Genomic DNA, 24,887 nt, shown 5'->3' with positions numbered 1-24,887 from the left:
TTGATACAGGCGTGCCTCGGCGCGACCCTTGCGGTGGCCGTGGCGCAAATTCGTTTGCTGGGCAGATTCAAAAACCGAATCAGGCACGCCGCGAAGGCGAACCTGATTCGGAGACCTGATTGAGCGAGCTGGATCAGACCGTTTGCTGCTGCTCGCTGTATCCGTAGTGGTCGTAATAGCCACGGAACTGACCGTTCTTCTTGGCTTTCTCGATATCAACGTGATTGAGCACGACACCGGTAAGCGGCGCATTGCTGTTTTGCAGCTGGCTCACGCCTTTCTGCACGTGCGGGATCAAGGTGCTGTCGGACTTGACGACATAGATCACCGCATCAGCGAGGGTCGACAGTACAGCCGCGTCACTGACGGCCTGGCTCGGCGGCGAGTCGATGATGATGCGGTCGTAACGACCCTTGACCACTTCCAGCAGCTTGGCGAAACGAGGCGAGGACAACAGCTCCAGCGGGTTGGACGGCACCGCACCGGCGGCGATCATGTCCACGTTGCCCACGGTGTGAATGCACTCCTCAAGCTTCGCATTGCCACCGATGAGGTTGACCAGCCCTGGCGTGCCCGGTTTGAAGTTGAAGGCTTTGTCCAAGGTTGCACGGCGCAGGTCGGCGTCGATCAGCAAGACGCGATGCAGCTGGCCCATGGCAAACGCAAGGTTGGCCGAGACCGAGCTCTTGCCTTCGTCCGGCGCGGTGGAGGTCACCACCAGCACTTGGCGCGGCTGGTTGGCTTCGCTCAGCAATAGATTGGTTCGAATGGTCCGCACGGCTTCGCAGAAGCGTTTGTCCGAGCTGCGTTCGAACAAATGGCTGACTTCTTTGCGCAACTTGCGCGGCACCTGCGGAACGATGCCCATCACTGGCAGACCCAGCTTGGTCTCGACTTCTTCGGAGCTCTTGAACGTGTTGTCGAGAATCTCGCGAATGATCGCCTGGGCAATGCCGAGCACCAGCGCCAGGAACAACGCCACCACCAGAATCAGCTTCTTGTTCGGTGCGCTGGGTTCGGTTGGCGGGATGGCCGCATCCACGACCCTCGCATTGGTGGAACTCAGATCCGAGGTCGCGGTGGTTTCTTGCAGACGAGTCATGAAGGTGTCGTACAGGGCACGGTCGCTTTCAACTTCACGTTGCAGGTCACGCACCTTGAACTCTTTGCGCGAGATGTCCTGAATGCGGTCCTTGTTCTCGTCGAAAGAAGCCCGCAGCGAGTTCTCGTTGGCCACGGCCAGCTGATAGTTACGCTCGATGCTCGCGACCACCTGCTCGACCTGCTGCCTGAGGCTCGCGGTCGCTGCATTCAGATCGGAACGCGCCGAAACCATCGCCGGGTGACGATCGCCATAACGACGCGACAGATCTTCGACCCGCGAACGCGCCTGGGCCTGGTTCGCCTTGAACTGCTGAATCAGCGGATGACCAAGCACGGCCGGTACGCTGGCGAGACGCTCCCAGCCCTGGCTGCGCATGGATTCAACCTGGCGGTATTGGCTTTCGGCCTCGGCACGCTGACGGCGTGCGTCGATCATGCGGTCGCCCGTCAGGGACAGCTCGTTGGCGCTGATGGTGCCCACGCCGTCCATGTCGACCAGACCTTCGGCATCCAGGTAGGCCTGGAGGCGATCTTCCGAATCCTGCAGATCTTGGCGCAAGGAAACCAGGCGCTCATTCATCCAGCTGGCGGCGGTCATCGACATGTCGACCTTCGCTTCCAGCTGCGCTTCGATATAAGACTGGGCCAGCTGGTTCGTAGCCTGCGCCGCGGTCATGCGATCCGCCATGGAAATCGATAGATACACCAACTGGCTCTTGCCTTCGACCCACACCGCGGTGCGTTCCATGAACGACTGAGTGGCAAAGTCGAGGATCTCGGCTTCGGTATACGGCTCTGGCTCATCGCCCGTCAACGCGTCGATCATGCCGCCGATATCAACCAGCGGGCCCGGCTGCTGACGCAGGTCGAACTCGGGGTGCTCGGTGAGGTTCAGGTCGCGTACCACGCGCTCGGCAACGCCGCGGCTCTGCATCAGGCTGAGCTGGGTCTGCAGGTATTCGCTGAGCTCAACCGGCGTATCCGCCGCTGGCTGGAATGACAGTACTGGCGTGCCTTTGGTCTCGATGAGGACCGACGCGACAGCCTTGTAGATCGGCGTCATGCGCGACAGCAGGAATACCGTCAACAGCGCGACGACGCCCACCAGCAAGGCGATGCCCCACTTGCGCGACCAGATCGCGTGCCAGATTTTTTTCAGGTCGATGAAGTCGCTATCGGTTGCGGGCCCCGCTGGGCGCTGCCATGGTCGATCCGGGCGAACTGGGCTGTTCATCAGAAGAATCCTTCGTCGATGTTGATCGTGTCGCCAGGGCGAACCAGGGTATCCATAGTGGCTTTCTCTTCAGCTCGGCTGCCTTCGGAACCGCGCACAATCGTCATGCGCTTGGTCGAGGCACGCTCGGTAAGACCGCCAGCCAGGGCGATCGCCCGATCCAGGGTGAGCCCGGGCTGGTAGGGGTAACCGCCGGGAAGCTTGACTTCACCGGCAATGTAAAACTCGCGGTAATTAACCACCGATACCGAAACACGCGGATCGACCAGATAGCCGTCCTTCAGCTTTTCAACCAGCACGCTTCGTACCTGGTTAGCAGTCTTGCCGTTGGCATCGACTTCACCCAGAAAGGGGAATGTGAACGTGCCGGCATCGGTCAGGCGTATCTCCTCGAACGACAGATCAGGCTCACCGTGGACGCTGATGCGGATCACGTCCCCCGAGCCCAGCTGGTATTGCGCAGCACTGGCGCCGGCACTTAGCGCCAGCAACAGCAGCACGGAAAAGAATTTGAAAATGTTCGGGATGCGCATGGTCGGCTCCTCCTTAGGCACTGGTTAACGTCCTACCTGGCCTCAAAGGCTCAGGTCGAAACTCAGCAGGTACACGTTTCGGTCGTAGGTCTCCGAGCTCAAGCTGGAGTCGTTTTCGGTTCTGAGATACGACAAGGTCACGTCGATCCAGCGGTCTGGCGACCAGGTCACGCCGGCACCGTAAGCCGTTCTTTCGTCATCACGGTTGATGCCTTCGTACTCCCGATCGGAGAAGCGGTACTGCAATTCGGTAGCGATGCGCGAGGTCCACTCGTGATCCCAGGTCGCCAGCGTGGTCCAGTCGTTGATGGTGCTGGCACCGTCATCCCCTTCATCGAACGCGCGCCGCGAGGTCAGGTTGAACGCCGAATAAGAACGCGGCTTCCAGGTCACGCCGGCCTCCCACATCGGACTGGTGAAGTCATCACGCTGATCGCTGTCGAAGTCTTTGCGCTCGGCACCTACCTTGAAGCTGCCCGATGTTTTCGCACCCGCATCCCAGGTCGCACCGCCGAGCAGCGCCACGTTGGTGCTGTCACGCAGGGCACTGCTGAGCTTGTAGTCGTGGTCGGTATGGCGAACTTCGACGAGCGAGCGAGTCTTGGAACCCAGACGATGGAACCAGATGGAGTTGAACATCAGGCTGTCGCGTTCTTCGGACGCGTTGATGTTGTCGCTGTTGTGGTAACGACGCTGTTCGTAGTTGGTACCGAACTCGAGCTGGTTGCGCGCGCTTTGAGCACCGAAGCGATACGCCGCGCGGGCAATGGCCCGGCTGTACTTATCGTTCTCGGTGGCATCCTCGGTATCGGCCGTCTCCTCGACACGGTGGTAGGCCAGCCCCCAGCTCAGGCGATGGCGAGAGGTGAACTCCATAACGCTTCTTAGCCGCAGATGGTGGTCGGTGTTACTGGCTTCGGAATCTGAATGAAAGATGTCGCTGTTGAACGAGTACTCAAGCTCGTATTCGCTGTTGCGATTGCCCGTCCCCAGCAGAAAGGTCGGATTGATTCCCGTCACCCAGGATGCCTGTTCGTTGTCTGCCAGCCCGCGATAGTTGTCGTCGTAACTTTCTCGAACGATCAGCGTAGGGGTGAACTCGAAACCGCCAATGCGAATGTCCTGCGGTTCGTTCACTGCCCAACTGTTGGTAGCGACAACGCACAGTAGCGATACACCTGGAAGCGTGATGTTCCTCATTTGGAATCCCTTCTCGGAGATAAATTATTGTTCATGCCTCGACTCCGGCCGCGACGCTGGCTCTGTGAGGTGGCATAGACACGCAACAGACCGCAAATATCCCGGACAGTTGCAGAATCGATGAATGGCGCATCGCAATACCGTGAATTAGCGAGGCTCGGAACCAGTCCTCAGGCACGCTACCGCCCCAGGGAACGCCCCCTGTAATGGATACCTCGCGGCGCCCATAGGCACAGCCGCAAGCAGGTTCGCCCAGCAAAACAGCTCGGCAGGCGAAGCAAAAAATGGTGTGTCTTTTATTAGAGAGGCACGGCCGCGCGCTGCTGGATCGGTTGCACGTTCTGTAAACGCACCTGGACTTGCTGTTGGCGATTGAGCACGTTCAAAAGCAACATCACGCGTTGCTCACCATCCATCGAAACAAAGATGGCCTCCATGTCGGCGCACTCACCCACCCTGACCTGTACCCGATCCCCGGGACTCAACGCGGGTTTGGCAGCCGTTGTTGAGCAACGCGTCCTGAGGTGATGAATCGTGGCGTCCGGCACTCGGCAAGGCTGACCACAGAATGCAACCACCCGATTGACGCCGCGCGTGGAACGTAACGACAGCCAGCTGTCTTCGGCGCCCATGCGAATAAACACGTAGCCAGGGAAGAGCGGCTGTTGCTGCTCGCGCAGTTTGCCCGCGGCAAGTGTCTGCACCGTAAACACAGGCGCAAAGCATTCGAAGCCTTGGCGCACAAGGTGCTCGCAGGCCCGCGCATCCTGGCGCGGCTTGCACTGCAACAGGTACCAGGCCTTGGGCAGCGATTCGGTATGCCTATTCACGACCTCTCCGAGCGCGAACTATCAAGCGAGAGGCCGTTTCAGCCTTCGCGAAAACCCTGGTCAACCAGGCGCCCTTTCTGGACTCGAATCGTTCCAGTGGAGTTCCGCCCTGAAACAAATGGCAATACGTACCAGGATGAGCGGTCAGTCAGCGCGGAAAGGCAATACCTAGCCAACTGGCTGGGCACGGCAAAATTAAAACGAGCAACGGCACGTCTGGATGCGCCGCGCGGAGGGAAGAGCCCGTACCGTCGGTCAGACGTCGGGCTTTGCTGCGAGAGACCTAGGTGAAGAAGTGCCCAGGCCGGCCCTGGGCTGGCCCTTCAGGCGCGCTCGATGCGATCCGGGTGGATCACGATTTGGCCCTGTTTGTAGAGACCACCGATGGCTTTTTTGAAGTTGCCCTTGCTGACCCCGAACAGCCGTGCAATTTCGTCGGCAGGGCTCTTGTCGCTGACCGGGAGGCTGCCGTGGTTTTCCTGCAACTTTTGCAGAATCAGCGCCTGCAAGGCGTCGCCGGCTTCGCTGCCTACTGGCTGAAGGCTCAGGCTGATCTTGCCATCGTCGCGGACCTCTTTGATGAAGCCCTTCTCCCGCATCCCGCCGCGCAGAAACTTGAAGGCTTCGTTCTTGTGAATCAGGCCCCAGTGCATGCCGTTGATGATCGCCTTGTGACCCAAATCGGTCGGCTCGACCACCAATAGGTCAACGGCGTCGCCGATCCTGTAGCGCGCCGGCGTCTTGTCCAGGTAGCGGTCCAGTCGCGCCGTCGCGGTGATCCGACGGGTGTGCTTGTCGAGGTAGACATGAACGACGCAATAGTCGCCTTCTTTCAGCGGACGCTTTTCCTCGGAATGCGGCAGCAGCAGGTCCTTCGGCAGGCCCCAGTCGAGGAAGATCCCGACGCGATTGATTTCAACCACCTTCAAACTGGCGAATTCACCTACCTGTACCTTGGGCTTCTCGGTCGTCGCAATCAGCTTGTCTTCGCTGTCCAGGTAGATGAACACGTTCAGCCAATCGTCGACGTCAGTCGGAACGTTCTTCGGTATGTAACGATTGGGCAGCAGAATCTCGCCATCTGGCCCACCGTCCAGATACAGCCCGAAACCGGTGTGCTTGACGATCTGCATGCTATTGAAGCGCCCGATGGCAGCCATCTGAATAATCCTGTGAGTCGAATGCGGCGATTCTATCAGGCCGGCCATGCACCCGCGTGTCACCTGGGCCGCCCGAGCCGCTTGCAAGGGTTACCAACCGGGACCAAGTGCCAATACACCTTGTCCCGGATCGTGCTGGTTACTGCGGCAAGGCGTAAGCGATAACCGAGTCACCGGCCTTGGTTCCAAGCGAGCCGTGCCCGCCGGCGACGACCACCACCATCTGCCGGCCGGTACGGCTCAGGTACGTCATCGGCGTGGCCTGGCCTCCAGCCGGCAGGCGCCACTTGCCCAATTGCTTGCCGGTGGTGGTGTCATAAGCGCGCAGGTAGTAATCCAGCGTGCCACTGAGAAACGCCACCCCGCCGCCCGTAAGCATAGGCCCGCCAAGGCTCGGTACGCCCATCTTGAAGGGCAGCGGTACCGGCGCGCGGTCGCGCACGGTGCCGTTCTTGCGCATCCAGTGGGTTTTGCCAGTACGCAGGTCAGCACCCGCAACGTAGCCCCATGGCGGTGCGATACAAGGCAAACCGATGGGTGAAACGAAGGGTTTCAGCTCAACCGCAAAGGGGGCGCCAAAGTTTTCGTTGAGGTGTGGCTCACTGTCGGAGACGTAGGTTTGCTGATCATCTTCACGCGGAATCAATGTCGACGTGAACGGCAGGTAGGCGGGCGTGCTGAATACCATCTGCCGAACCGGATCAACCGCAACACCTCCCCAGTTGAAGACGCCGAAGTTGCCTGGGTGAACTAGCGTGCCTTGGGTGGACGGCGGCGTATAACGCCCCTCATAGCGCAGCGAGTGGAACTGGATATGACACATCATCTGATCGATGAAGGTTGCCCCCCACATATCCTTGCCTTGCAGCATCGGCGGCTCATAGGACAGCGCTGAGACCGGCTGGGTCGGCGCAGCCCAGTCACCTTCGGCGGCACCCTGCGGTGCGGGCACTTCGCGGACCGGCAGAACGGGTTTGCCGTTACGGCGATCCAAGACATAAATGTCGCCCTGCTTGGTGGGTGCGACCAGCGCCGGGACCGGTCCATTTTCAGTATCGATGTCCACCAGGCTCGGTTGCGCCGGTACATCCATGTCCCACAAGTCGTGATGCACCGTTTGGAATACCCAGCGCAGCTCGCCGGTATCCAGATCCAGGGCAACGATCGACGAGGAGAAGCGTTCGGTGTTCTCGCCGCGATTGCCGCCCCACTGATCCGGCACTTCATTGCCCAGCGGTACGTAGACAAGCCCTAACGCCTCGTCAGCACTGGAAATACTCCAGCTGTTGGGCGTGCTCTCGCTGTAGGTTTCGCCATCGCCGATCGGTTCAGTCTGTTCCGGGTTGCCCGGGTCCCAGTTCCATTTCAGCGCGCCGGTGATGACGTCGTAGGCACGAATCACACCGGACGGCTCGGTGGTCGATACGTTGTCGTTGACCGCCCCGCCAACAATCACCAACCCGTTAGCGACGACCGGCGGCGACGTGGAGTAATAAAAGCCTTCCTGCACGTTCGGCATGTTGGCCCAGAGATTCACCGCGCCGTTGTCGCCGAATGCAGGACAGACCTTGCCCGTCTTTGCATCCAGCGCAATCAACCTCGCATCGGCGGTCGGCATGAACAACCGCTGCTGGCAGGCCTGCCCTTCAGCGGGCGACTCGCTGACATGGTAGGAGAGCCCGCGGCAGGTCAGATGCTGACGGTTGGCTGAGTCAGGGACGTTGGGATCGAAGCGCCAACGCTCTTCACCGGTGTCAGCGTCGAGCGCGATAACGAAGTTGTGCGGCGTGCAGATGTACAGGCTGTCGTCAATTTTCAGCGGGGTGACTTCGTAGGTGGTCTCGTTTGGATCGCTCGGCCGGCGCAGATCACCCGTCTGGTAATGCCAGACCTTTTCCAGACGATCGACATTGCTCGGCGTGAGCTGCGTCAGCGGCGAATAGCGCGTCCCATGCTGAGTGCGGCCATAGGCGTGCCATTCACCTTCAGGCACCTCATCAGCGGACTCGGTCGGTGGCGCAGCGGCCAGGGGCGGCGGAAGCATGCCCTTGATGTCATTGCTGTCGGTCGTGATCGCATGGACGGCCGTAGCGCCCCAAAGGAGTACCGCCGCCATGAGCGGAATGGCGCTGCCACCCCAGGCGCGTGCGCCAAAATGCTGCCAACTTAGCCGTTGGGCGATCCAGGGTGTCAGTAACCAGAGCCCTAGCGGAGCGATGACGCTGCCGCGTGGGGCAAGCTGCCACCAGTCGAACCGCACCTCGTAGATGGCCCAACCCAGGGCACCCAGCATGACCAGCGCGTAGACCCAAAGGGCAGCACGGCGGCGAGCCAGCAACAATATGCCCGTCAGGAGAAAGCCCGCCGCCAGCACTGCGAAGTACCAGGTACCGTCGAGCGAGATGACTTTCCACCCGCCAACGGCGAGCGCCAGGCCCAGAATGATGTACACAATTGCAGTGATGACGACCGCCACTCTCCCCTCCTTGCTTTTGTTGTTAAGTGTCGGAGATGGCGAACGACTCGATAATCGCATCTCCGGGAGTACTCCTCAGGTCAGGCCAACCACTCAGGGATCACCCGGCACTGCAGTTGACCGATGGTCGGCAGGAATGCTCCCCGCCAATAGCAAATCAGTGGTCTCGCTTCGCTTCAGGGCCAGTTCAGCGTATTCACGGGGCGACACCGAGCGAACGTCCCGTAGATGGCTCGGCGGATTCGTCCTGTGCATCCCGAAGCGGGGCCAGCGAGAATAAGCGCGCACCCAGGAAAACATGAGGAATCACAAGGGGAATTCAACCGCCGCATAAAAATCGAACAAAAATTAGCCAGATCTGTATAATGTCCGGTTCGACTGACCAAAGGAACCAGATGACGATGGCCGCCAAGACCACATCCGCCAAACGCAAGCCCGAACCCGCCAGCGAAACCAGCCAGTCCCTGGCCGCCCAGATGGCTGCCTTCCTCAAGGCCGGTGGCGAAGTTCAAAAGATCCCTAACGGGGTAAGTGGCCAGACTCAAGGCCCATCGCGACAGATCACCATCAGCAAGAAGTAACGCTGCGCAAGACTGACCGATAGCGAGCTTCTACTGCCTCACGCAGTGGCTCGCCAGGTTCCCTCCGAGACACCGAGCCCTCCATGACCGACCCGATACGCTTATCCAAACGCCTCGCCGAACAACTCGGCTGTTCCCGGCGCGAGGCCGAGCTTTATATCGAGGGTGGTTGGGTCAGCGTTGACGGCCACGTCATCGAAACCCCATTTTTCAAAGTAGCCGATCAGCGCATCGAACTGCTGCCAGGCGCGACCGCCACGGAACTGCCGCCTGTCACGCTGTTGCTGCACAAGCCCGCAGGCCAATCCACCGCCGCGGACCCCGCAGGTGCCCAGTTCCAGCTCGCCGAAGCGACGCATTGGAGAGGTGACGATGCGCGCTTCACCCCGCGCGGGCGGCATTTCGCGCGCCAAACAGCGCTGCTGCCGCTTGAGCCGGACGCCAGCGGGCTCGTAGTCTTCAGCCAGCAGCGGGAAGTGATCCGCAAGCTTGACGATCCACGCGACAAGCTGGAGCAGGAATACGTGGTCGAGGTCGCCGGCGAACCCGAGGAAGGCGGGCTCGCGCTGCTGGCTAAAGGCATTGGCCATCGCGGCAAGATTTTGCCCAAGGCCAAAGCCAGCTGGCAGAACGAAACCCGTCTGCGCATGGTGCTCAAGGCACCTCAAGCCGGCGATATACGCCGGTTATGTGAGGCCATAGGCCTCGAAATGCTCAATTGCAAGCGGATCCGTATAGGCCGCCTGTCGATGGCCAAGCTCCCGGTCGGCGAATGGCGCTTTCTAGGCGAGCACGAACGCTTCTAGCCAAGGCACCGCCTCCCGGCAATTCTTCGTTGTGCTAGCGCCGTGCTGCCGCTCGGCTATGCTCAAGACGAACAGCACACAATAAGAAGCCAGCCCGACATGGACGATCAAGCCTGAGCCGGCCGCTTCGCCATCCGTTGCAAAGGTTCGCCATGCAGAGACTCGTCCTGATGCTCGCGCTTGCCCTGTTGCCGCTGATCTGCGCGGCACAGCAGCGAATCGAGGTATGGACGTATCACTTCTCACCGCCTTTCATTCTCGACGACACGCAAGGACTCTCGCATGCCTTCGTCGAGCTGCTGAACACCGATCCCGCTAATCGAGGTCGTTTCCGCTTCGAGCTGGTGAAGCTTCCGCGCAAACGCGTAGACATCCGTCTCGCCCGAGAACGGCCTGGCCTGCTCCTTTGGGCGACACCCAGCTTCTTTACGGCCGCCCAGACAGCCAACGGGACCTGGTCGGCACCCTTGCTGTTCGATCAACAAGAGTTCGTCTCGCTACCGGACGTGCCTTTCGAATATGAGCGTCCCGAGTCGCTGCATGGCCTCGTTCTTGGAGGGGTCCTCGGGCATCGCTACGAAGGGCTCGAAGCGGACATCGCCAGCGGCGCAATCAAACGACACGACGTTCGGTCAGATCTGCAAAACCTGCAGATCCTCCTGTCAGGGCGCGTCAATACCTTGCTCATCCCACGTTCCACCCTGCTCTACTACCTTAAGGAGAAACGACTCAGGGATTTGTACGTATCGACCACGCCGCTGTACCCGTTTTCACGGCATGTGTTGGTCACCGATGCACTAGAGGACGCCGCGCGCAGCTACGTCGGCGAGTTCCTCGAGGCACTGCCGAACAACCCTGAATGGCAGATCCTCCTGTTCCATTACGGGCTCCATCCGATGGCCATCGGACAATGAAAGGCTGAACAGAAACGAAACACGCCGGTCAGAACACGCGCTGACACATCAAACAACCAAGAGAACAAGGCAGCATGAAGAACGCACTGTTGATCGGACTCATCGTCGTCCTGAGCGGCTGCGCCTCCCGACCCTGTGACCTGGCGGTTAGCGACAACGCCTGCCGCGCAGAGCGGTTGCTCTATCAAAACGACTTGCTGCAGGCGAAAATTCTGATCGCCATCGGCGACGAAAACGGCTATGAACTTGCCGATGCCCTGCTGGACCGCAGCGCCCGACTCGACGAGCGCGGCGAAATTGAGTTCTATCAGGCACTGCTTGAAATCCGCCAGGGCCCGCAACAGGCTCAGGTGGTTCGGCTGCTCGAAGAGGCCAAGGCCAAGGGTCACCCGCACGCCGTGGCGCTGCTTTATAAGATCCACCAGGAACCCTATCTACTGGACGAGCGCAACGCCGCGAAAGCCGAAGAATACCGCCAGGCCTACGCCGAGCTGGACGTTGCGCAAAGCGGTTATCCGTCTTTCGACAAGGCTCTGGAGCTGGTTTCCCAGCTCGTCGAGACCCCGCCGCCGCTACCCGAGCGTATTGATCCCTGCGCTAATCGTTGCCCTTGAAGCCCATCAACGTGGTGTGGGAGTTTGCGAAACTTTCGGGTCTTGCTCGCCATCCATGACGGCCTGCGCTTCTTCGCGGGTCGCGTAGGGGCCGGCGATGGTCTTGCCGTCCATTTCCACCACCCAGCAGGTGACCCAGGTCGGGCGCCACCCCTGCGGGATCTCATCTCCGGTCAAATGCCTGATTGATTTCTGCATGACTGCCTCCTCGCCGTTACCGGTTGATATCCAGAGCGTTCGGTCGCCCTTAAACAAAGGGACCACAGGCGCACGGGTTTTTCTCGCCGAAACAAGCCGTTGCTGTTTACGCCCGAACTGCCACAGCGTCTCGTTGCTCTACTGAACTGGCGACAGCCGCTTTGATTGACAACCAGAACACGAGGCTCCCGATGCAGATGCGTCAGGCATTTAGCCGCAAGACATTGCTGATACTGCTGGCGTTCACCTTGGTCACAGCCGGGTGCAGCCGGATGAACCTCGCCTACCGCAACCTTGATCTATTGATTCCCTGGTCGCTCAACGATTACCTGGACATGAACCGCGATCAGCAACAGCGTTTCCGTGCTCAGCTGCGCGACCACCTGGGCTGGCATTGCCGTACGCAGCTGCCCGAGTACCTCGACTCTGTCGAGCTGCTGCAGGGCCAGGTTCGCCAGGGTGAGATCGACGAGCCTGTACTGCACGCGCATTATCGGGATGCAAGGCAGGCGATCCAGACGATCGCCGTGGAAATCACACCCACAACGACGCAGCTGTTGCGCGATCTCGACGACGAGCAAGTCCGTGAACTCGGCGAAGCGCTGGAAGAAGACCGCCGCGAGCGCGATGAAAAATACCTCCAACCACCGTTGGCGGAGCAGATACGGGAACGCTCCGAGCGGATGCGCGAGCGGATCGATCAATGGCTGGGCAGTAGCAGCGCTGCGCAACGGCAGCGCATCCTGGAATGGGCGCACGCGCTTGGAGACCAGAATCGACTCTGGCTGGGCAACCGGGTGCAATGGCAGCAGGCTCTGATCGCCGCGCTCGACCAACGTCAGGAACCGGAGTTCGCCAAGCGCATAGAGACACTGTTGCAAGACCGTGAAGCGCTATGGTCGGCGGATTATCGAGCAGCCTTCGCGCGGGCTGAACAGGTAACCATCGATATGGTCAGTGACGTCTACGCGCTGTCCGATCCTGCCCAACGCCGCCACCTCGACGAGCAGCTGGAGGATCTGCGCAAGGACCTCAGCTCGCTGGATTGCCTTGCCAACGCTCGGTGACCGCTAGAATAGGCTCGGCGCCCGAGCGCGCCGAGCCGACGTCGGCCGCGCTTGCTAGCGTCTACGCGCACACAGCAACAGCCCGACGACCCCCGCCGCAATGCCGCCGGCTACCATCAAGGTACGCGTGCTCGAATCGTTGTTCCGCCACCCGCCATCGATTCGGCGCTGGCCCAGGGGCGGATGAAACAGGTTGCCCGAAGAAGGCGCCACCCGGTCGGCGCGTCGCAGCGCGGTGCCGGTAAGCAGCCCGGACAACCGATCAAAACCGGGGGTGATGAAGTGCGCAAAGCGCAGCACGGTCGCCATGACGCCAACCGAGGTGGTGTGCCGTGGATGCAAGGCCAGGCTGACCATCGCCTGGGCTACGTCCCGAGGATCACAGAGCGGTGGCGGCGGCTGCAGCGAGCGACCCGCATAATTGCCGCCGTCGCGAAAGCCAGGGGTATCGACCACGGAGGGATACACGTCGCATACGTGAATACCCGGCCACTGCACCAGCTCCCCGCGCAGCGCATGGGAGAACCCACGCAAGCCGAACTTGCTGGCTGAATACGCCACCGCGAAGGGTTGCGGGACCCAGCTACCGACGGACAAGGTATTGATCAGAATGCCCGCATTCTGCTGTTTGAAGTAAGGCAACACGACATGCGCGCCGCGCAGATAGCCGATCAGATCGGTTTGCACCACCTGTTCGTGGGCGTCCAACGGCGTCTCGTCAAAGGCACCAACCGCACCGACCCCGGCGTTATTTATCCAAACATCGATGCGGCCCTGACCGAACTCGGCGGCAGCATTCGCGAGCTGCTCCACGGAGTCACTCACGGTCATGTCGGTCGGGACGACAAGCGCCTCCCCGCCCAACGCTCGACATTCGTCCGCCGTCTCTTGCAGCGCTTCGTCATCGCGCGCCGCCAGCACGACACGGGCTCGCTGTCGTGCGAATGCCTGCGCGGTGGCACGGCCGATGCCGCTGGATGCGCCGGTGATGACCACCACCGCGCCCTCGAGTCTGCTTTCGCTCATGCTCGCTTCTCCGGATTTGCTGTCGTTCATAGCTGACAGCCTGGACGAGGCAAACATTCCCTCCCGGGGTTTGCCTGCGTCAAACCATCTGTAACGGCTGGTGATGTGCAGGGGGTGGAAAGGCCGCATCGAGAACGGCAAGGTCCTCAGCACTCAGCTCGATTTCCGCGGCGGATGCATTGGCGCGCAGATGAGTCGGGTTGGACGACTTCGGAATGACCAGCACCCCGGGCTGGCGTAAAGACCAGGCCAGTGCGACCTGCGCCGGTTGAGCCCCGTGTCTGCGCGCCACCTCGACAACGGCCGGGTCACGTAACAGCGATCCGCCCTGCCCCAGCGGACAATAGGCCATAACCGGCATCCCTTGCGCCTGGCTCCAGGGCAACAAATCGAACTCGATGCCGCGCTCGCCCGGGTTGTACAGCACCTGATTGGTCGCACAGGCAGGCGCATTGAGCTCATGCATGTCGGCCAGATCGAAGTTCGATACGCCCCAGCGGCGTATTTTCCCCTGCTCTTTAAGGCGCTCAAACGCTTCGACGGTTTCCGCAAGCGGATATTGGCCGCGCCAGTGCAGCAGGTACAGGTCAATACATTCGGTACCCAGCCGGCGCAGGCTGCGCTCGCAAGCCTCCGGCACACCTTTGCGGCTGGCATTGTGCGGATAGACTTTGCTGACCAGGAATACCCGGTCCCGGCGGTTGCGGATCGCCTCGCCAACCACTTCTTCGGCACCGCCCTCGCCATACATTTCAGCGGTATCGATCAGCGTCATCCCTAGTTCGATACCCAGGCGCAACGCGGCCACTTCATGGCTGCGTTCGGCGGAGTCCTCGCCCATATGCCAGGTACCCTGGCCGACCACCGGGACCGCATCGCCGTCACCCAGCCTCAAGGTTCGCATCAGCCTTCCCCTCTCGGTGCGTTCTGCTCGGCGACCGGCTCATCCCACGGGTCGTAGGTGCCGAAGTTCCACAAGTGCCCTTCCAGGTCCCGGCAGCTGAAGCCACGCCCGCCGTAATCTTCATCTTTCAGTTCGATGACAATCTCCGCACCGGCGGCCTTGGCCTTGGTGTACAGCGCGTCGGCGCTGTTGACGACAACATAGATGCTTTGCGTGGAGATGCCTCCTACCTCGTCAGGCTGCCGGACCTGACGACCGTATTCGGAATCGGCCACAGGCCCCAGCATGAGCATGCCGGTACCAAAGCTGAGCTGCGCATGAATGACACCAACCTGCGAGTCCTCAACCACTCGCTGCTGCTCGAAATCGAACACGCGACACAACCACTCCAACGCGGTAGGCACATCGCGGTAACGCAGACAGGGGATCAGGTTGGACGTGGTGTTCTTGCTATACAGGGACATGGAAACTCCTTCCGGTTGCCGCGACATCGCCGTTATAAACGGCGCCGCATACCATTCAGACCCGTGCCGTGCCTGACGTTCCCCCGTGCTACGCACGCTCAGCCAAACCGAGGCGAATCCCCAAACCGATCAGCACCGAGCCAAGCACCCGATCCAACCATTGGCTCAGGCGGCGATTCTCGCGCAGGGCTGAGCTCGCGCGCGCCGCAAGCAACACCAGCGCACACTCGACGACGATTGCCACCATCACGACCAGTACGCCGAGCACCAAGAGTTGCACCGCCACCGAACCTTGGTCCGGGCGAACAAATTGGGGCAGAAACGCCATGAAGAAAATTGCCGCCTTCGGATTGAGGATATCGACCAGGATGCCCTGCCGATACGCCTGCCAGGCCGAGGTCCGAGGTGCAGCGTTGAGGTTGAGCTGCATACCGGCGCCGGCGGAACGCAGGGTCTGAATGCCCAGATACAACAGATACGCCGCACCGACGTACTTGACCACCGCGAAGGCCAGCGCAGAGGTGGCCAGAATTGCAGAGATCCCCAGGGCAGCGGCCGCAACATGAACCAGCGCGCCACTGCATACCCCACAGGCAGACGCGACACCGACGCGCCGTCCGCCCGAGAGTGTGCGCGACAGAACGAAGAGTAAATCGGGCCCCGGCGAGACGTTCAACGCCAGGGCGGCCGAGAAGAACACCAACCAGAACGCCGGGTCCGACATCGCCGCCTCCTACTCGCAAACCTGAAGGACACTGACTGTAGTTCAGCAAATCGGCCCCTTCCAGCGGCAGTTCACGACGGCAAATGAGCAGCTCGTCGGAAAACCGGCACGAGGTCTCACCAATGACTTTTTATTGTCACTCCGCTGAACTACCTTCTTACCAACAATGTCAAAGCGCCAGTCCCGGCGGAGGATTCCGGGCGCTACTCACGTCGTCACTTAGCAAAGGATATGCATATGACCGATGAAGCCTGTTTCGCACTTACCGCTTCGTCAGCGCGTCTCGTTCTGCTGTCCAACAGCGAATTGCTGGACAGCTCCCTCCATCACTACCTGCTCGGTTGCCCTCAGTTGCGCCTGACGCGCAGCAATGTCCTTCGCCCGGGGCTCAACGACGCGGACCTGACATTGATCGATGTCGGCAGCTTCCCCGATGCGGACTGTTTTCGCCTGCTCCGACAGCTACGCGATACGCCGACCGCGCTGGTGAATGTGCAAACGGAACAGGCCCGCCGGATACTGGAGGCGCACCCCTGGGTCAAGGGCGTGTTCTACCCCAACACCAGCCGCACCAATTTCGGTCGCGGCGTCAGCGTGATGCTTGAAGGCGGTGACTGGCTGCCCCGCGCGCTGATGGAAAAACTGCTGGGGCGATACCGGCAACTCACCCACACCTCGCGGGCCATCGATGAGCTGTCGGTCCGTGAGAAGCAGATCCTCGGGCTCGCCGGCAAAGGGCTTTCGAATTCGGAGATTGCCGAGCGCCTGCATCTGAGTACGCACACCATCAAAAGCCATATCCACAACGCGCTTGGCAAGCTGGGCGCGTCCAACCGCGCGCAAGGCGCATCGTTGGTGATGGGGCACGTCAACGAGGCAGGCCTATGAGGCACCTGTGCCTGTGGCTGGCGCTTCTCGCCAGTGTCCAGGTGCATGCCGACGAGGCGGAGCTCAAAGGCTTCATCACCAATAACACGGTGTCCCGGTCCGGCCAGGAGTTTTACCGCAAGTTCTGCGAGCGTCTTAACGATGCCAGTGCGCTGGACTTCAACCTGGCCGTCAAAGAACGACCTTCGGCGCGCTGGGGCGTGCTGGTGTGGGTCGAGCAGGACAATCAGCCGCTTTACCGCCGCTTTCTGCAACCAAATGTCAGCGACATGGAACAGACCGCCTATGACGCGGCGGATTTCGTACTGCAAGAGATAAACCGTAGGAAAGTCGAAGCAATGTTCGAAGACACCATTGACCTTGCGAAGGATGAGTTATGAACCGGCCACAACAAAAATTCACCGGCGTCTTCCTGGCCGGGTTGCTGCTCAGCTTCAGCGCCACCGCGACCGAACTGGTCTATACCCCGGTCAATCCTTCATTTGGCGGCAGCCCCTTGAACGGCGCCTGGCTGCTGGGAAACGCCCAGGCACAGAACGATAAAAAAGACCCCGATGCCATCGATCGCTCGTCACTGAGAGGCACCTCGGCACTTGACCGCTTCACCAGCCAGCTTGAATCCCGGCTGCTCTCCGATCTGCTAGGTGACGTCAAGGATGGCAAAACCGGATCGATCACCACTGATGATTTCATCGTCAGCATCATCAACGACGACATCGGTAACCTGGTGGTGAGCATCACCGACCGGCTGACCGGCGAAGTATCCGAAATCATCATCGGTCAAGACTAACCAAGGAGAGCAAAGGCCATGAGAAGCCTATTCGTAGCCATCGGGATGATGGCTGTTCTACAGGGCTGCGCGGTCCGCGAGCCCATGTCGGCAGATCAGGAAACACCCACACTCACGCCGCGCACTTCAACCTATCAAGATCTGCTTGAACTGCCCCGACCCCGAGGCCCCTTGGTGGCCGCGGTGTACGGCTTCCGCGATCAGACCGGGCAGTACAAGCCGAGCCCGGCCAGCTCCTTTTCAACCGCCGTCACTCAGGGCGCGGCCAGCATGCTGGTCGATGCGATGCAGGCCAGTGGCTGGTTCATCGTGCTGGAGCGCGAAGGCCTGCAAAACGTGCTGACCGAGCGCAAGATCATCCGCGCCTCCCAGGCCAAGCCGGATGTGGCACCCAACATCCAGTCGGAGCTGCCCTCGCTACTGGCCGCCAACATCATCATGGAAGGTGCCATCGTCGCCTACGAGACCAACGTACGCAGCGGCGGCCAAGGCGCACGCTACCTTGGCATTGGCGTTTCGCAGGAATACCGGGTCGATCAGGTCACGGTGAATCTGCGCGCCATCGATGTACGCAGCGGGCAGGTACTTTCCAACGTGATGACCACCAAGACGATCTATTCGATCGGACGCAGTGCAAACGTCTACAAGTTCATCGAGTTCAAGGAATTGCTCGAAGCGGAAGCCGGTTACACGACCAACGAGCCGGCGCAGCTATGCGTGTTGTCGGCCATCGAGGCGGCCGTTGCCCATTTGATCGCTCAGGGCGTCGACCGCCGTCTCTGGCAGACCGCTGACAATACGCCCGCCGTGAAAGCGGAGTTGGCAAAATACCTCGCAACGCCCACCAAACTGTAGAAACAACCGTAACGGTTTCGCCCGTTCGATGGATTTGTCGGATAGCGGTTTAGGTCAGGATGACCTACCGCGATTCCACTACGGACGACCGATGAACCTCGCGCAAAGGACTGCCCAGAAGGCGCTGGAGACACCCTACCTCGAGGCGTCATCCTCCCCTGCTCAGGCTGCAGCTTCGGCGCCATCCGGCGTGTCCGGGCTCGCCTCGAATCAGCCTGTCGCATTCGTCACGCCAGATTCCAACACCGCAGCCCTCAGCCTCGCCTCCGTCCACCCGGTCGGTAGCACGAGCCGCGCCTATCAGTCGGGTTGCAAGCGCGCTGGTCGCTTTCGGTCGCGGACGCAGCTACGTGCTGGACCTGTCTTCGAACCGCTCAATGCCGTGTTCGCCACGGGCGCTGGCAACCCGAACCGCGTTGAACATCAAGGTGCCCGCAGCGTGGCGCCGAACGAACAGACCGATACCGGGCAGCGCAGAGACGCAACCTACCCGCAGGTCTGAGCGTACTGGTACGCCAGTACGACGGAAGAAAGCACCACCAGGAAGTCCCGCTGAAAACATTCCATGGAGAGACCCTAATGTTCCATATCAAACCCCTTGTAGCTGCCCTGCTAACCGTCGCCGCCACACACGCCATGGCGGCCGATAACACATCCGAACAACGCCAGAACGGCGTCAACAACCATGCTGAAGTCACCCAACGCTACGGCAGTTCCAACGCAGCCAAACAGGTCCAAAGCGGCTGGGGCAACGACGTGACTGCCGAGCAGACCAGCTCGCTCTCCTCCACTGCATTACAGACCCAGACGGCGAACTTCAACAAGGCGGACGTCAATCAGACCCTGGCTGTAGCTAGCAGCTCCGTCCAATGGCAGTACGGCCATCACAACGACGCCACTGTCAGCCAGAACGGCACCTATGACAGCCACGCCGAGCAGCGTCAACGCGGGCAGGCCAACATTGCCGAAACGGTCCAGCTCGGCACCGTGGGCGCTGAAGCGGTGACGACGCAAAAAGGCGACAGCAACGTTGCGTCCAGCTACCAATCAGCGGCCTACGGCAGCAGCGCCGCCCTTTATCAAGAGGGCGCGATGAACATCGCAAACCTCAGCCAGACGCTCAGCGCCAGTGACCGAGCCATGGTCGATCAGCAGGGCAACGAGAATACTGCGGAGGTTATGCAGAGCTGGAGTAGCGGCTCAGTCGTTGAAGTCGAGCAAATCGGCGAGTTCAACGATGCAAATATGCGTCAGACCGGCAGCCGCCACGAGGCATACACCTACTCAGAAGGCGGCCTCAACGCATTGACCGTTAACCAGCGCGGCGCTAACCAGAATGCCTTCGTCTATCAACAGGGCAATGAAAATAATGCCGACATTGCTCAGCGGGGCAATGGCAATACCGGCACCGCCAATCAGCATGGTTTCGGTAACGTCTCTGTGATCGACCAGAGCGGTAACAATCAAGTCGCCACGGTTGAACAACAGGACAACTACAACACCTCGACGGTCGATCAACAGGGCAAAGGTAACGAACTCACTTTCACCCAGTCGGGCATGTTAAACAGCCTCTCCGCGGTGCAGGAAGGCGAAGGTAATCGCATCACGGGCTCCAGCGGCGTTGCTGCCAACGATGTGGATATTGTTCAGGATGGCGAATTCAACCTCGCCGACGTCAACCAAAACGGCTCCAGTAACATCGCCACGCTATCTCAGTACGGTGAAAGCCATCTGGCGACAGTCATGCAGACAGGTTCCGGGCATGAAGCGTTGGTCGTCCAGAGCAGCGTGGGCAACAGTGCCCTGATCAGCCAGGCTGGCCTCAACAATATGGCGATCGTTACCCAGCACTGATCCGCAGCACCCGAACTGCCGGCCTTGTGCCGGCAGTTTCGTTTCTCCTGCGCGAACAACGCGCATCGGTTCCGCCCAGCCAACGAAGCGTCATGCCGCTCACGGTGCGCAGGGCTGGGCTCGTGTCACTACGGTTATGCCGGTCAGGTTTCCAGATCCAGACGGACCTGAGAAGCACGTCGTGTACGGCAGCCACAATGACAAAACGATGAAATCTAAGGCTTTTTATGGTATCTCCGCTGCGCTTTATCAACAGCGCGGCGGTATTCCAGCGTGATGCCCGCCGGCTCGACCATTCAAACAAGCAGCCGCAACTGCATCCAAGGAGCACACCAATGAAACGCAGCCTCAGTACCGCTGTTCTCGCCGCGGGTATGACCCTCTCCGGCCAGGCGCTGGCCGACCCCATGCTTTGGCAGAACAACAGCCTGACCTACCTCTACGGAAAGAATTTTGCGGTTGACTCCGGGGAGGACGGGCGTGAGGCCGATATCCAACAGACGATCACTTTCGAACATGCCAGTGGCTGGACTTGGGGCGACATGTTTCTGTTCGTCGACCACAAGTGGTTCAACGGCCACTCCGGCAACGATGGGCGCACTTACTACGGCGAATTCAGCCCGCGCTTGTCGCTGGGTAAGCTCACTGGCCAAGATTTCTCCTTCGGGCCGATCACCGACGTGCTGCTCTCCGCCACCTATGAACGCGGTGAAGGCCGCAATCGCAACTACCTGCTAGGCCCAGCCGTAGACCTCGCAGTACCGGGTTTCGATCGTCTGGCGATCAACACCTACTACCGCAAGCCGGACGGCATTACGGGCCAGGCCAGCGGGCAGTGGCAAATCACGCCGACATGGGCGATGACGTTCCCGGTGGGCAAATCAGACATCTTGTTTGATGGCTTCATCGACTGGGTGGTCAATGACGCAGGCTCACGCTCGAAGGGTGATTTCGTCGCCAAGAACCTGCACATCAACCCGCAAATCAAATACGACCTGGGCAAAGCACTCGAATACACCCCAGGCACGCTCTATGTAGGCATCGAGTATGACTATTGGTCCGACAAGTACGGCATCGAGGACAGTGCAGACTTCAACACGGACAACAACGTGACCAACTTCATCGTCAAAGCACACTTTTGACCGGCGCTCTCCGCTGACAATCATCTCGCCGCAGAACCCCCTCTGCGGCGCGATGATGGCTAGCCAAAGCGGCAGAACACCAAGGCTTTCAAGCCGCTATCAGGACTGATATCCGGAAACTCAGGCGGGTTTTCCAGGCGCTGCTGAAACACAAGCTCGGGCGCCTCGGCGGCAACGCCCTCGATAAGAAAATCCGGCCCGGTGTCTGGGTCGTTGATGCACGCCAATACCGTTCCGGTTGGCGTCAGCATCTCCGGCAGCCGTCGGAGGATCTTTTGATAATCACGGCTAAGCGCAAAACTGCCTTTCTGGAAGGACGGCGGATCGATGATCACCAGATCATAGGGCCCGCTTTTTTTGACCTTGCCCCATGACTTGAACAGCTCGTGTCCGAGAAACGTGACCTTGCTCAGGTCATGCTCGTTGAGTCGATGGTTGTCACGCCCACGGCTTAACGCCGCTCTCGCCATATCCAGGTTAACCACATGCGTGGCGCCGCCCGCGATCGCCGCCACGGAAAAGCCGCAGGTGTAGGCAAACAGGTTCAGCACCCGCTTACCCTGCGCATGCGCCTGCACCCAGCGGCGTCCGTAACGCATGTCGAGAAACAAGCCGTTGTTCTGTTTGATGCCGAGGTCAAGCTTGTACCGCAAGCCATTTTCGGTGATCACCCATTCCTCGATCGGCTCACCCTCCAGCTGCTCAATGCGGCTGTCCGGCAGATAACGATGATGCAGCAGCAAACTATGCGCCCCGCTTGCCCGCCAGCTGGACGTTTGGACAAGCGCCCTGAGCGACGTCATCAATGACGCGAGCTCGGCCTCGGTCGGCGCACGAAACAGCGAGACCAGCACCACCCCTTGCAGCCAATCGACGGTGACATGCTCGAGCCCGTCCCAGCACCGACCGCGGCCGTGAAACAGGCGGCGGGTTTCAGCGGGCACGTCAGCCAGCGCTGTGGTCAGGTGGTGTTGCAGCGTCGTGAGGGCATCCGGATGCATGTAGAGGGTCGTCTCGAAAAAAGGCCGGCGCATTCTAAACGCGATCCGCCACTTCCGCAGTTACGCCCTCGACAGGTGAACGCTCATCGCCGCCCCGGAGGTCCAAGCGCCTGGCCCGCGGGAAAGACGAAAACCCAGATCGGACCAACGGTCTCAAGACTCGGCAGTACAGGTCGATAAGCCGCGTTCGGGTCATACCTACCGTTTGTTCATCGCGCCGAGCCCTACCATGACTATGTTGAAAACCATTCAGGCACGTTACCTCACGACGTTCGCAGCCTTCATCGTCCTCGCCAGCGCGCTGACGCTACTGGGCATCGACCGGTTCGTAGCCCCGCAGCTGCGAGAAACCGAAGTCAGCCTGGTCGAGGAAAAGGTCGATGAGATTGCCCAGGCGATCCAGCTGAACCTGGCACGAATCGAGAGCCAGTCGCGCGCCATTACCCAAACCGTCGCCCTGCTCGATAGCGAGCAGATAGATGCCGTATTGCCTGGCTTGATCGATCAGTACGGCGATCAGAAAGTATTTGGCGGTGGCATCTGGCCGCTGCCCGGCGTGCGCACGCCTGGCGTGGCCAAGCACAGCACCTTCTACCACCGCGACGCGAGTGGTCAGCTGAAGGTCAACACCCACTGGAACAGTGCCGAGTCGTTGAATTACTTCGAGCAGCCTTGGCACCGGGCCGGTGTGCAGACGCCCAGCGGGAAATGCGCCTGGGCCGCCGCTTACAAGGATGACGCCAGTGCCGAGCCACGCACTAACTGCGCCATGGCGATTCGCAAAGACGGCAGCGCCTACGGTGTGTCGACTATCGATCTGACGCTGGGCTTCTTCAACGAGCTGGTCGCCAATAAAGAAAAGGAAATTCAGGGCCAGATCATGATCGTCGAAGCGGACGGCAAGATCCTGAGCAACCTGCCGGCACTGAACGAACAGATCGTCTTGAAGAACGTCTCCGAACTCGCCTCCCGTACGCCATTTATTGCGCAAATCAAGTCGACGCTGGACCGCGGTGAGCAACGCGGTTTTGCCGAGTTCGAAGCGCAGGACGGCGAACAGACTTCGTTCTTCCTCAAGCCCATCGAGGGGACGCCCTGGTTGCTCGCCACCGCGCTGCCCAGCCGGCTGCTGACCGAGAAGACCCAGTCGGTGCTCGGCACGCTGGGGTGGCTGCAGTTGCCCATGGTTGCGCTGCTGCTCGTGCTGATGGTGGCCGCCCTGCGTAAGCTGATGAGCCGGCTGCAACTACTGGCCGCCAATATTCAATCGCTGTCTTCCGGCGATGCCGACCTGACTCGCCGGATCGAGATCAAGGGCGACGACGAGGTCGACCGTATCGGTGTGGCCGTGAACCGTTTCATCGCCTATCTGCAAGAGATGATCGCTGACCTGGCCACCTCATCCCGTCAGATTTCCGTTGAGCTGGAGCAGCTCAAGCGGCAATCGGAACACAGCAATGGCATCCTGGCCCGTCACGCCAGCGAAACAGACCAGGCAGTTACCGCCATCACCGAAATGAGCTCGACGGCCGACTCGGTCGCGCACAGCGCCAACGAGACCGCTAGTTTCACCCAAGCGGCCACTGAACATGCCGCACGCTCCCGGCAGACCGTCGACGAAGCGGCCGACAGCGTGCTGGCGCTGGTCAACGAAGTCGAGTCAGCCACGGCGCGGGTGCAGGCCATGCAGCAGGACGCACGCAAGATCAATGACGTGCTCGGCGTAATCGGCGAAATTGCCGGCCAGACCAACCTGCTGGCGCTGAATGCCGCCATCGAAGCCGCACGCGCGGGCGAACAGGGCCGTGGCTTTGCGGTGGTCGCGGATGAGGTTCGCGCATTGGCTGGCCGTACCCAGCAGAGCACCTCCGAGATCAACGAGATGCTGGCGACGCTGCAGAGCGCCGTCGATGCCGCCGTGGGCGCCATGGAGAAAACCAAGGGCAGCTGTCAGGCCACCGCCGACCGCACCACCCGTGTGAACAGTGGCCTCGACGAGATGGCCGATTCGGTCAACCGCATCCATGATCTCAGTGCGCAGATCGCGGCGGCGGCCGAGGAGCAAAGTGCGGTGAGCGGCGAGATCAACCGGAACATGGTGGCGGTTCGGGACATGGTCGAAGCGCTGGTCGAGTCCGGCGTAACGGTCAGCAAGAGTACCGACGGGCTCTCCCGATCCAACGAACGCCTGATCGCGATGGTGAGCCGCTTCAAACTTTGAAACGTCGGCTCGGCGGCGCTCCCGAGGCAGCCTGACCGCCGCAGCTGTTCGACGCTCAGTCGCCGTGCGGGCTTGCCCAGGCAAACAGCCCATGCGGAACGGCAGCTAAAAAGCTGAGTCGGATAAGATGACCACGCCCCTCGCCTCTGCGGAACGCAATGAGGCGCTTTCGAGGGGCTTTTTAGCCCGGTCGGCCGGCACGGCGTCCGGGGCGTGTTCCGCCTGTCGAGCAGCCCGCCCTATGGCTGCGCCAGCCGGAACAAGGAACGCGGCGACGCTCTGCGAAGCTGGCGTAAGGAGT

At 60.6% G+C, this 24,887-nt stretch carries 25 protein-coding genes and 1 pseudogene; 14 read left to right on the top strand and 12 right to left on the bottom strand.

Going from position 1 to position 24,887, the window contains the following annotated elements:
* Positions 1 to 133 precede the first annotated feature (133 nt).
* From K4O48_RS06000 to K4O48_RS05975, 6 genes are all read right to left on the bottom strand, one after another.
* Positions 134 to 2,338 (bottom strand): GumC family protein, encoded by a 2,205-nt coding sequence (locus K4O48_RS06000; protein ID WP_222911156.1) that lies wholly within the window; start codon positions 2,336 to 2,338, stop codon positions 134 to 136.
* Positions 2,338 to 2,871 carry a polysaccharide biosynthesis/export family protein gene (locus K4O48_RS05995; protein WP_222911155.1) on the bottom strand — a complete coding sequence of 178 codons (534 nt, stop codon included), beginning with the start codon at positions 2,869 to 2,871 and terminating at the stop codon, positions 2,338 to 2,340. Before K4O48_RS05995 ends, K4O48_RS06000 begins: the two co-directional genes overlap by 1 nt.
* Positions 2,872 to 2,913: 42 nt before the next feature.
* On the bottom strand, positions 2,914 to 4,071 hold the full coding sequence (locus K4O48_RS05990) for an outer membrane beta-barrel protein (protein WP_222911154.1): 1,158 nt from the start codon (positions 4,069 to 4,071) through the stop codon (positions 2,914 to 2,916).
* Between the two features lie 299 nt (positions 4,072 to 4,370).
* Positions 4,371 to 4,901, bottom strand: coding sequence for a transcription/translation regulatory transformer protein RfaH (gene rfaH / locus K4O48_RS05985; protein ID WP_260523700.1), 531 nt, complete (start codon positions 4,899 to 4,901; stop codon positions 4,371 to 4,373).
* 323 nt (positions 4,902 to 5,224) lie between these two features.
* Complete coding sequence (locus tag K4O48_RS05980; protein WP_222911153.1) at positions 5,225 to 6,061, bottom strand: S1 RNA-binding domain-containing protein; 837 nt, start codon at positions 6,059 to 6,061, stop codon at positions 5,225 to 5,227.
* Positions 6,062 to 6,200: 139 nt separating this feature from the next.
* Positions 6,201 to 8,537: a glucose/quinate/shikimate family membrane-bound PQQ-dependent dehydrogenase gene (locus K4O48_RS05975; protein WP_222911152.1), complete on the bottom strand. Its 2,337-nt coding sequence runs from the start codon at positions 8,535 to 8,537 to the stop codon at positions 6,201 to 6,203.
* A 401-nt stretch (positions 8,538 to 8,938) separates the two neighbouring features.
* Between K4O48_RS05975 and K4O48_RS05970 the strand changes: the two genes are divergently transcribed.
* From K4O48_RS05970 to K4O48_RS05955, 4 genes are all read left to right on the top strand, one after another.
* Positions 8,939 to 9,118, top strand: a complete 180-nt coding sequence (locus tag K4O48_RS05970; RefSeq protein ID WP_222911151.1) for a hypothetical protein — start codon at positions 8,939 to 8,941, stop codon at positions 9,116 to 9,118.
* An 83-nt stretch (positions 9,119 to 9,201) separates the two neighbouring features.
* Positions 9,202 to 9,924 carry an RNA pseudouridine synthase gene (locus tag K4O48_RS05965; RefSeq protein WP_222911150.1) on the top strand — a complete coding sequence of 241 codons (723 nt, stop codon included), beginning with the start codon at positions 9,202 to 9,204 and terminating at the stop codon, positions 9,922 to 9,924.
* A 152-nt stretch (positions 9,925 to 10,076) separates the two neighbouring features.
* Positions 10,077 to 10,838, top strand: a complete 762-nt coding sequence (locus K4O48_RS05960; protein WP_222911149.1) for a transporter substrate-binding domain-containing protein — start codon at positions 10,077 to 10,079, stop codon at positions 10,836 to 10,838.
* A gap of 74 nt (positions 10,839 to 10,912) precedes the next feature.
* The gene (locus K4O48_RS05955) at positions 10,913 to 11,452 is read left to right on the top strand and encodes a hypothetical protein (RefSeq protein WP_222911148.1); all 540 of its coding nucleotides are present in this window, start codon (positions 10,913 to 10,915) and stop codon (positions 11,450 to 11,452) included.
* Positions 11,453 to 11,458: 6 nt separating this feature from the next.
* Here K4O48_RS05955 and K4O48_RS05950 read toward each other — a convergent pair whose 3' ends face one another.
* Positions 11,459 to 11,650 (bottom strand): hypothetical protein, encoded by a 192-nt coding sequence (locus K4O48_RS05950; protein ID WP_222911147.1) that lies wholly within the window; start codon positions 11,648 to 11,650, stop codon positions 11,459 to 11,461.
* 191 nt (positions 11,651 to 11,841) lie between these two features.
* Here K4O48_RS05950 and K4O48_RS05945 point away from each other — a divergent pair, with 191 nt between their 5' ends.
* Entirely contained in the window at positions 11,842 to 12,717 is an 876-nt protein-coding gene (locus K4O48_RS05945) for a DUF6279 family lipoprotein (RefSeq protein ID WP_222911146.1), read from the top strand.
* Positions 12,718 to 12,771: 54 nt separating this feature from the next.
* Here the strand turns inward: K4O48_RS05945 and K4O48_RS05940 are convergent, their stop codons facing one another.
* The 4 genes from K4O48_RS05940 to K4O48_RS05925 form a co-directional block, all read right to left on the bottom strand.
* On the bottom strand, positions 12,772 to 13,743 hold the full coding sequence (locus K4O48_RS05940; RefSeq protein WP_222911145.1) for an SDR family oxidoreductase: 972 nt from the start codon (positions 13,741 to 13,743) through the stop codon (positions 12,772 to 12,774).
* A 79-nt stretch (positions 13,744 to 13,822) separates the two neighbouring features.
* Complete coding sequence (locus K4O48_RS05935) at positions 13,823 to 14,647, bottom strand: aldo/keto reductase (RefSeq protein WP_222911144.1); 825 nt, start codon at positions 14,645 to 14,647, stop codon at positions 13,823 to 13,825.
* Entirely contained in the window at positions 14,647 to 15,111 is a 465-nt protein-coding gene (locus K4O48_RS05930; RefSeq protein ID WP_222911143.1) for a VOC family protein, read from the bottom strand. Before K4O48_RS05930 ends, K4O48_RS05935 begins: the two co-directional genes overlap by 1 nt.
* Positions 15,112 to 15,199: 88 nt before the next feature.
* Complete coding sequence (locus tag K4O48_RS05925) at positions 15,200 to 15,835, bottom strand: LysE family translocator (RefSeq protein WP_222911142.1); 636 nt, start codon at positions 15,833 to 15,835, stop codon at positions 15,200 to 15,202.
* Positions 15,836 to 16,072: 237 nt separating this feature from the next.
* Between K4O48_RS05925 and K4O48_RS05920 the strand changes: the two genes are divergently transcribed.
* The 7 genes from K4O48_RS05920 (at position 16,073) to K4O48_RS05890 (ending at position 21,364) form a co-directional block, all read left to right on the top strand.
* Complete coding sequence (locus K4O48_RS05920) at positions 16,073 to 16,723, top strand: helix-turn-helix transcriptional regulator (RefSeq protein ID WP_222911141.1); 651 nt, start codon at positions 16,073 to 16,075, stop codon at positions 16,721 to 16,723.
* Entirely contained in the window at positions 16,720 to 17,103 is a 384-nt protein-coding gene (csgE, locus tag K4O48_RS05915) for a curli production assembly/transport protein CsgE (protein ID WP_222911140.1), read from the top strand. Before K4O48_RS05920 ends, csgE begins: the two co-directional genes overlap by 4 nt.
* On the top strand, positions 17,100 to 17,513 hold the full coding sequence (locus tag K4O48_RS05910; RefSeq protein WP_222911139.1) for a curli assembly protein CsgF: 414 nt from the start codon (positions 17,100 to 17,102) through the stop codon (positions 17,511 to 17,513). The genes csgE and K4O48_RS05910 overlap by 4 nt, the downstream gene beginning before the upstream one ends.
* 18 nt (positions 17,514 to 17,531) lie before the next feature.
* Positions 17,532 to 18,368: a CsgG/HfaB family protein gene (locus K4O48_RS05905; RefSeq protein ID WP_222911138.1), complete on the top strand. Its 837-nt coding sequence runs from the start codon at positions 17,532 to 17,534 to the stop codon at positions 18,366 to 18,368.
* A gap of 91 nt (positions 18,369 to 18,459) precedes the next feature.
* Complete coding sequence (locus tag K4O48_RS05900; RefSeq protein WP_222911137.1) at positions 18,460 to 18,870, top strand: hypothetical protein; 411 nt, start codon at positions 18,460 to 18,462, stop codon at positions 18,868 to 18,870.
* A gap of 77 nt (positions 18,871 to 18,947) precedes the next feature.
* Complete coding sequence (locus K4O48_RS05895) at positions 18,948 to 20,222, top strand: hypothetical protein (RefSeq protein ID WP_222911136.1); 1,275 nt, start codon at positions 18,948 to 18,950, stop codon at positions 20,220 to 20,222.
* Between the two features lie 335 nt (positions 20,223 to 20,557).
* A complete protein-coding gene (locus K4O48_RS05890; protein ID WP_222911135.1) occupies positions 20,558 to 21,364 on the top strand; it encodes an outer membrane protein OmpK in 807 nt (268 codons plus the stop codon).
* A 59-nt stretch (positions 21,365 to 21,423) separates the two neighbouring features.
* Here the strand turns inward: K4O48_RS05890 and K4O48_RS05885 are convergent, their stop codons facing one another.
* Positions 21,424 to 22,365, bottom strand: coding sequence for a class I SAM-dependent methyltransferase (locus K4O48_RS05885; RefSeq protein WP_222912001.1), 942 nt, complete (start codon positions 22,363 to 22,365; stop codon positions 21,424 to 21,426).
* A 229-nt stretch (positions 22,366 to 22,594) separates the two neighbouring features.
* Here K4O48_RS05885 and K4O48_RS20670 point away from each other — a divergent pair.
* A pseudogene (locus K4O48_RS20670) lies at positions 22,595 to 23,683 on the top strand (cache domain-containing protein); the annotation flags it as partial.
* Between the two features lie 60 nt (positions 23,684 to 23,743).
* Entirely contained in the window at positions 23,744 to 24,586 is an 843-nt protein-coding gene (locus K4O48_RS20665; protein WP_409518939.1) for a methyl-accepting chemotaxis protein, read from the top strand.
* The last annotated feature ends 301 nt before the right edge of the window (positions 24,587 to 24,887 follow it).

It is taken from the genome of Pseudomonas sp. DNDY-54 (assembly GCF_019880365.1).
GTDB lineage: Bacteria > Pseudomonadota > Gammaproteobacteria > Pseudomonadales > Pseudomonadaceae > Stutzerimonas > Stutzerimonas stutzeri_P.
This window is presented reverse-complemented; position numbering and strand designations above follow the sequence as displayed.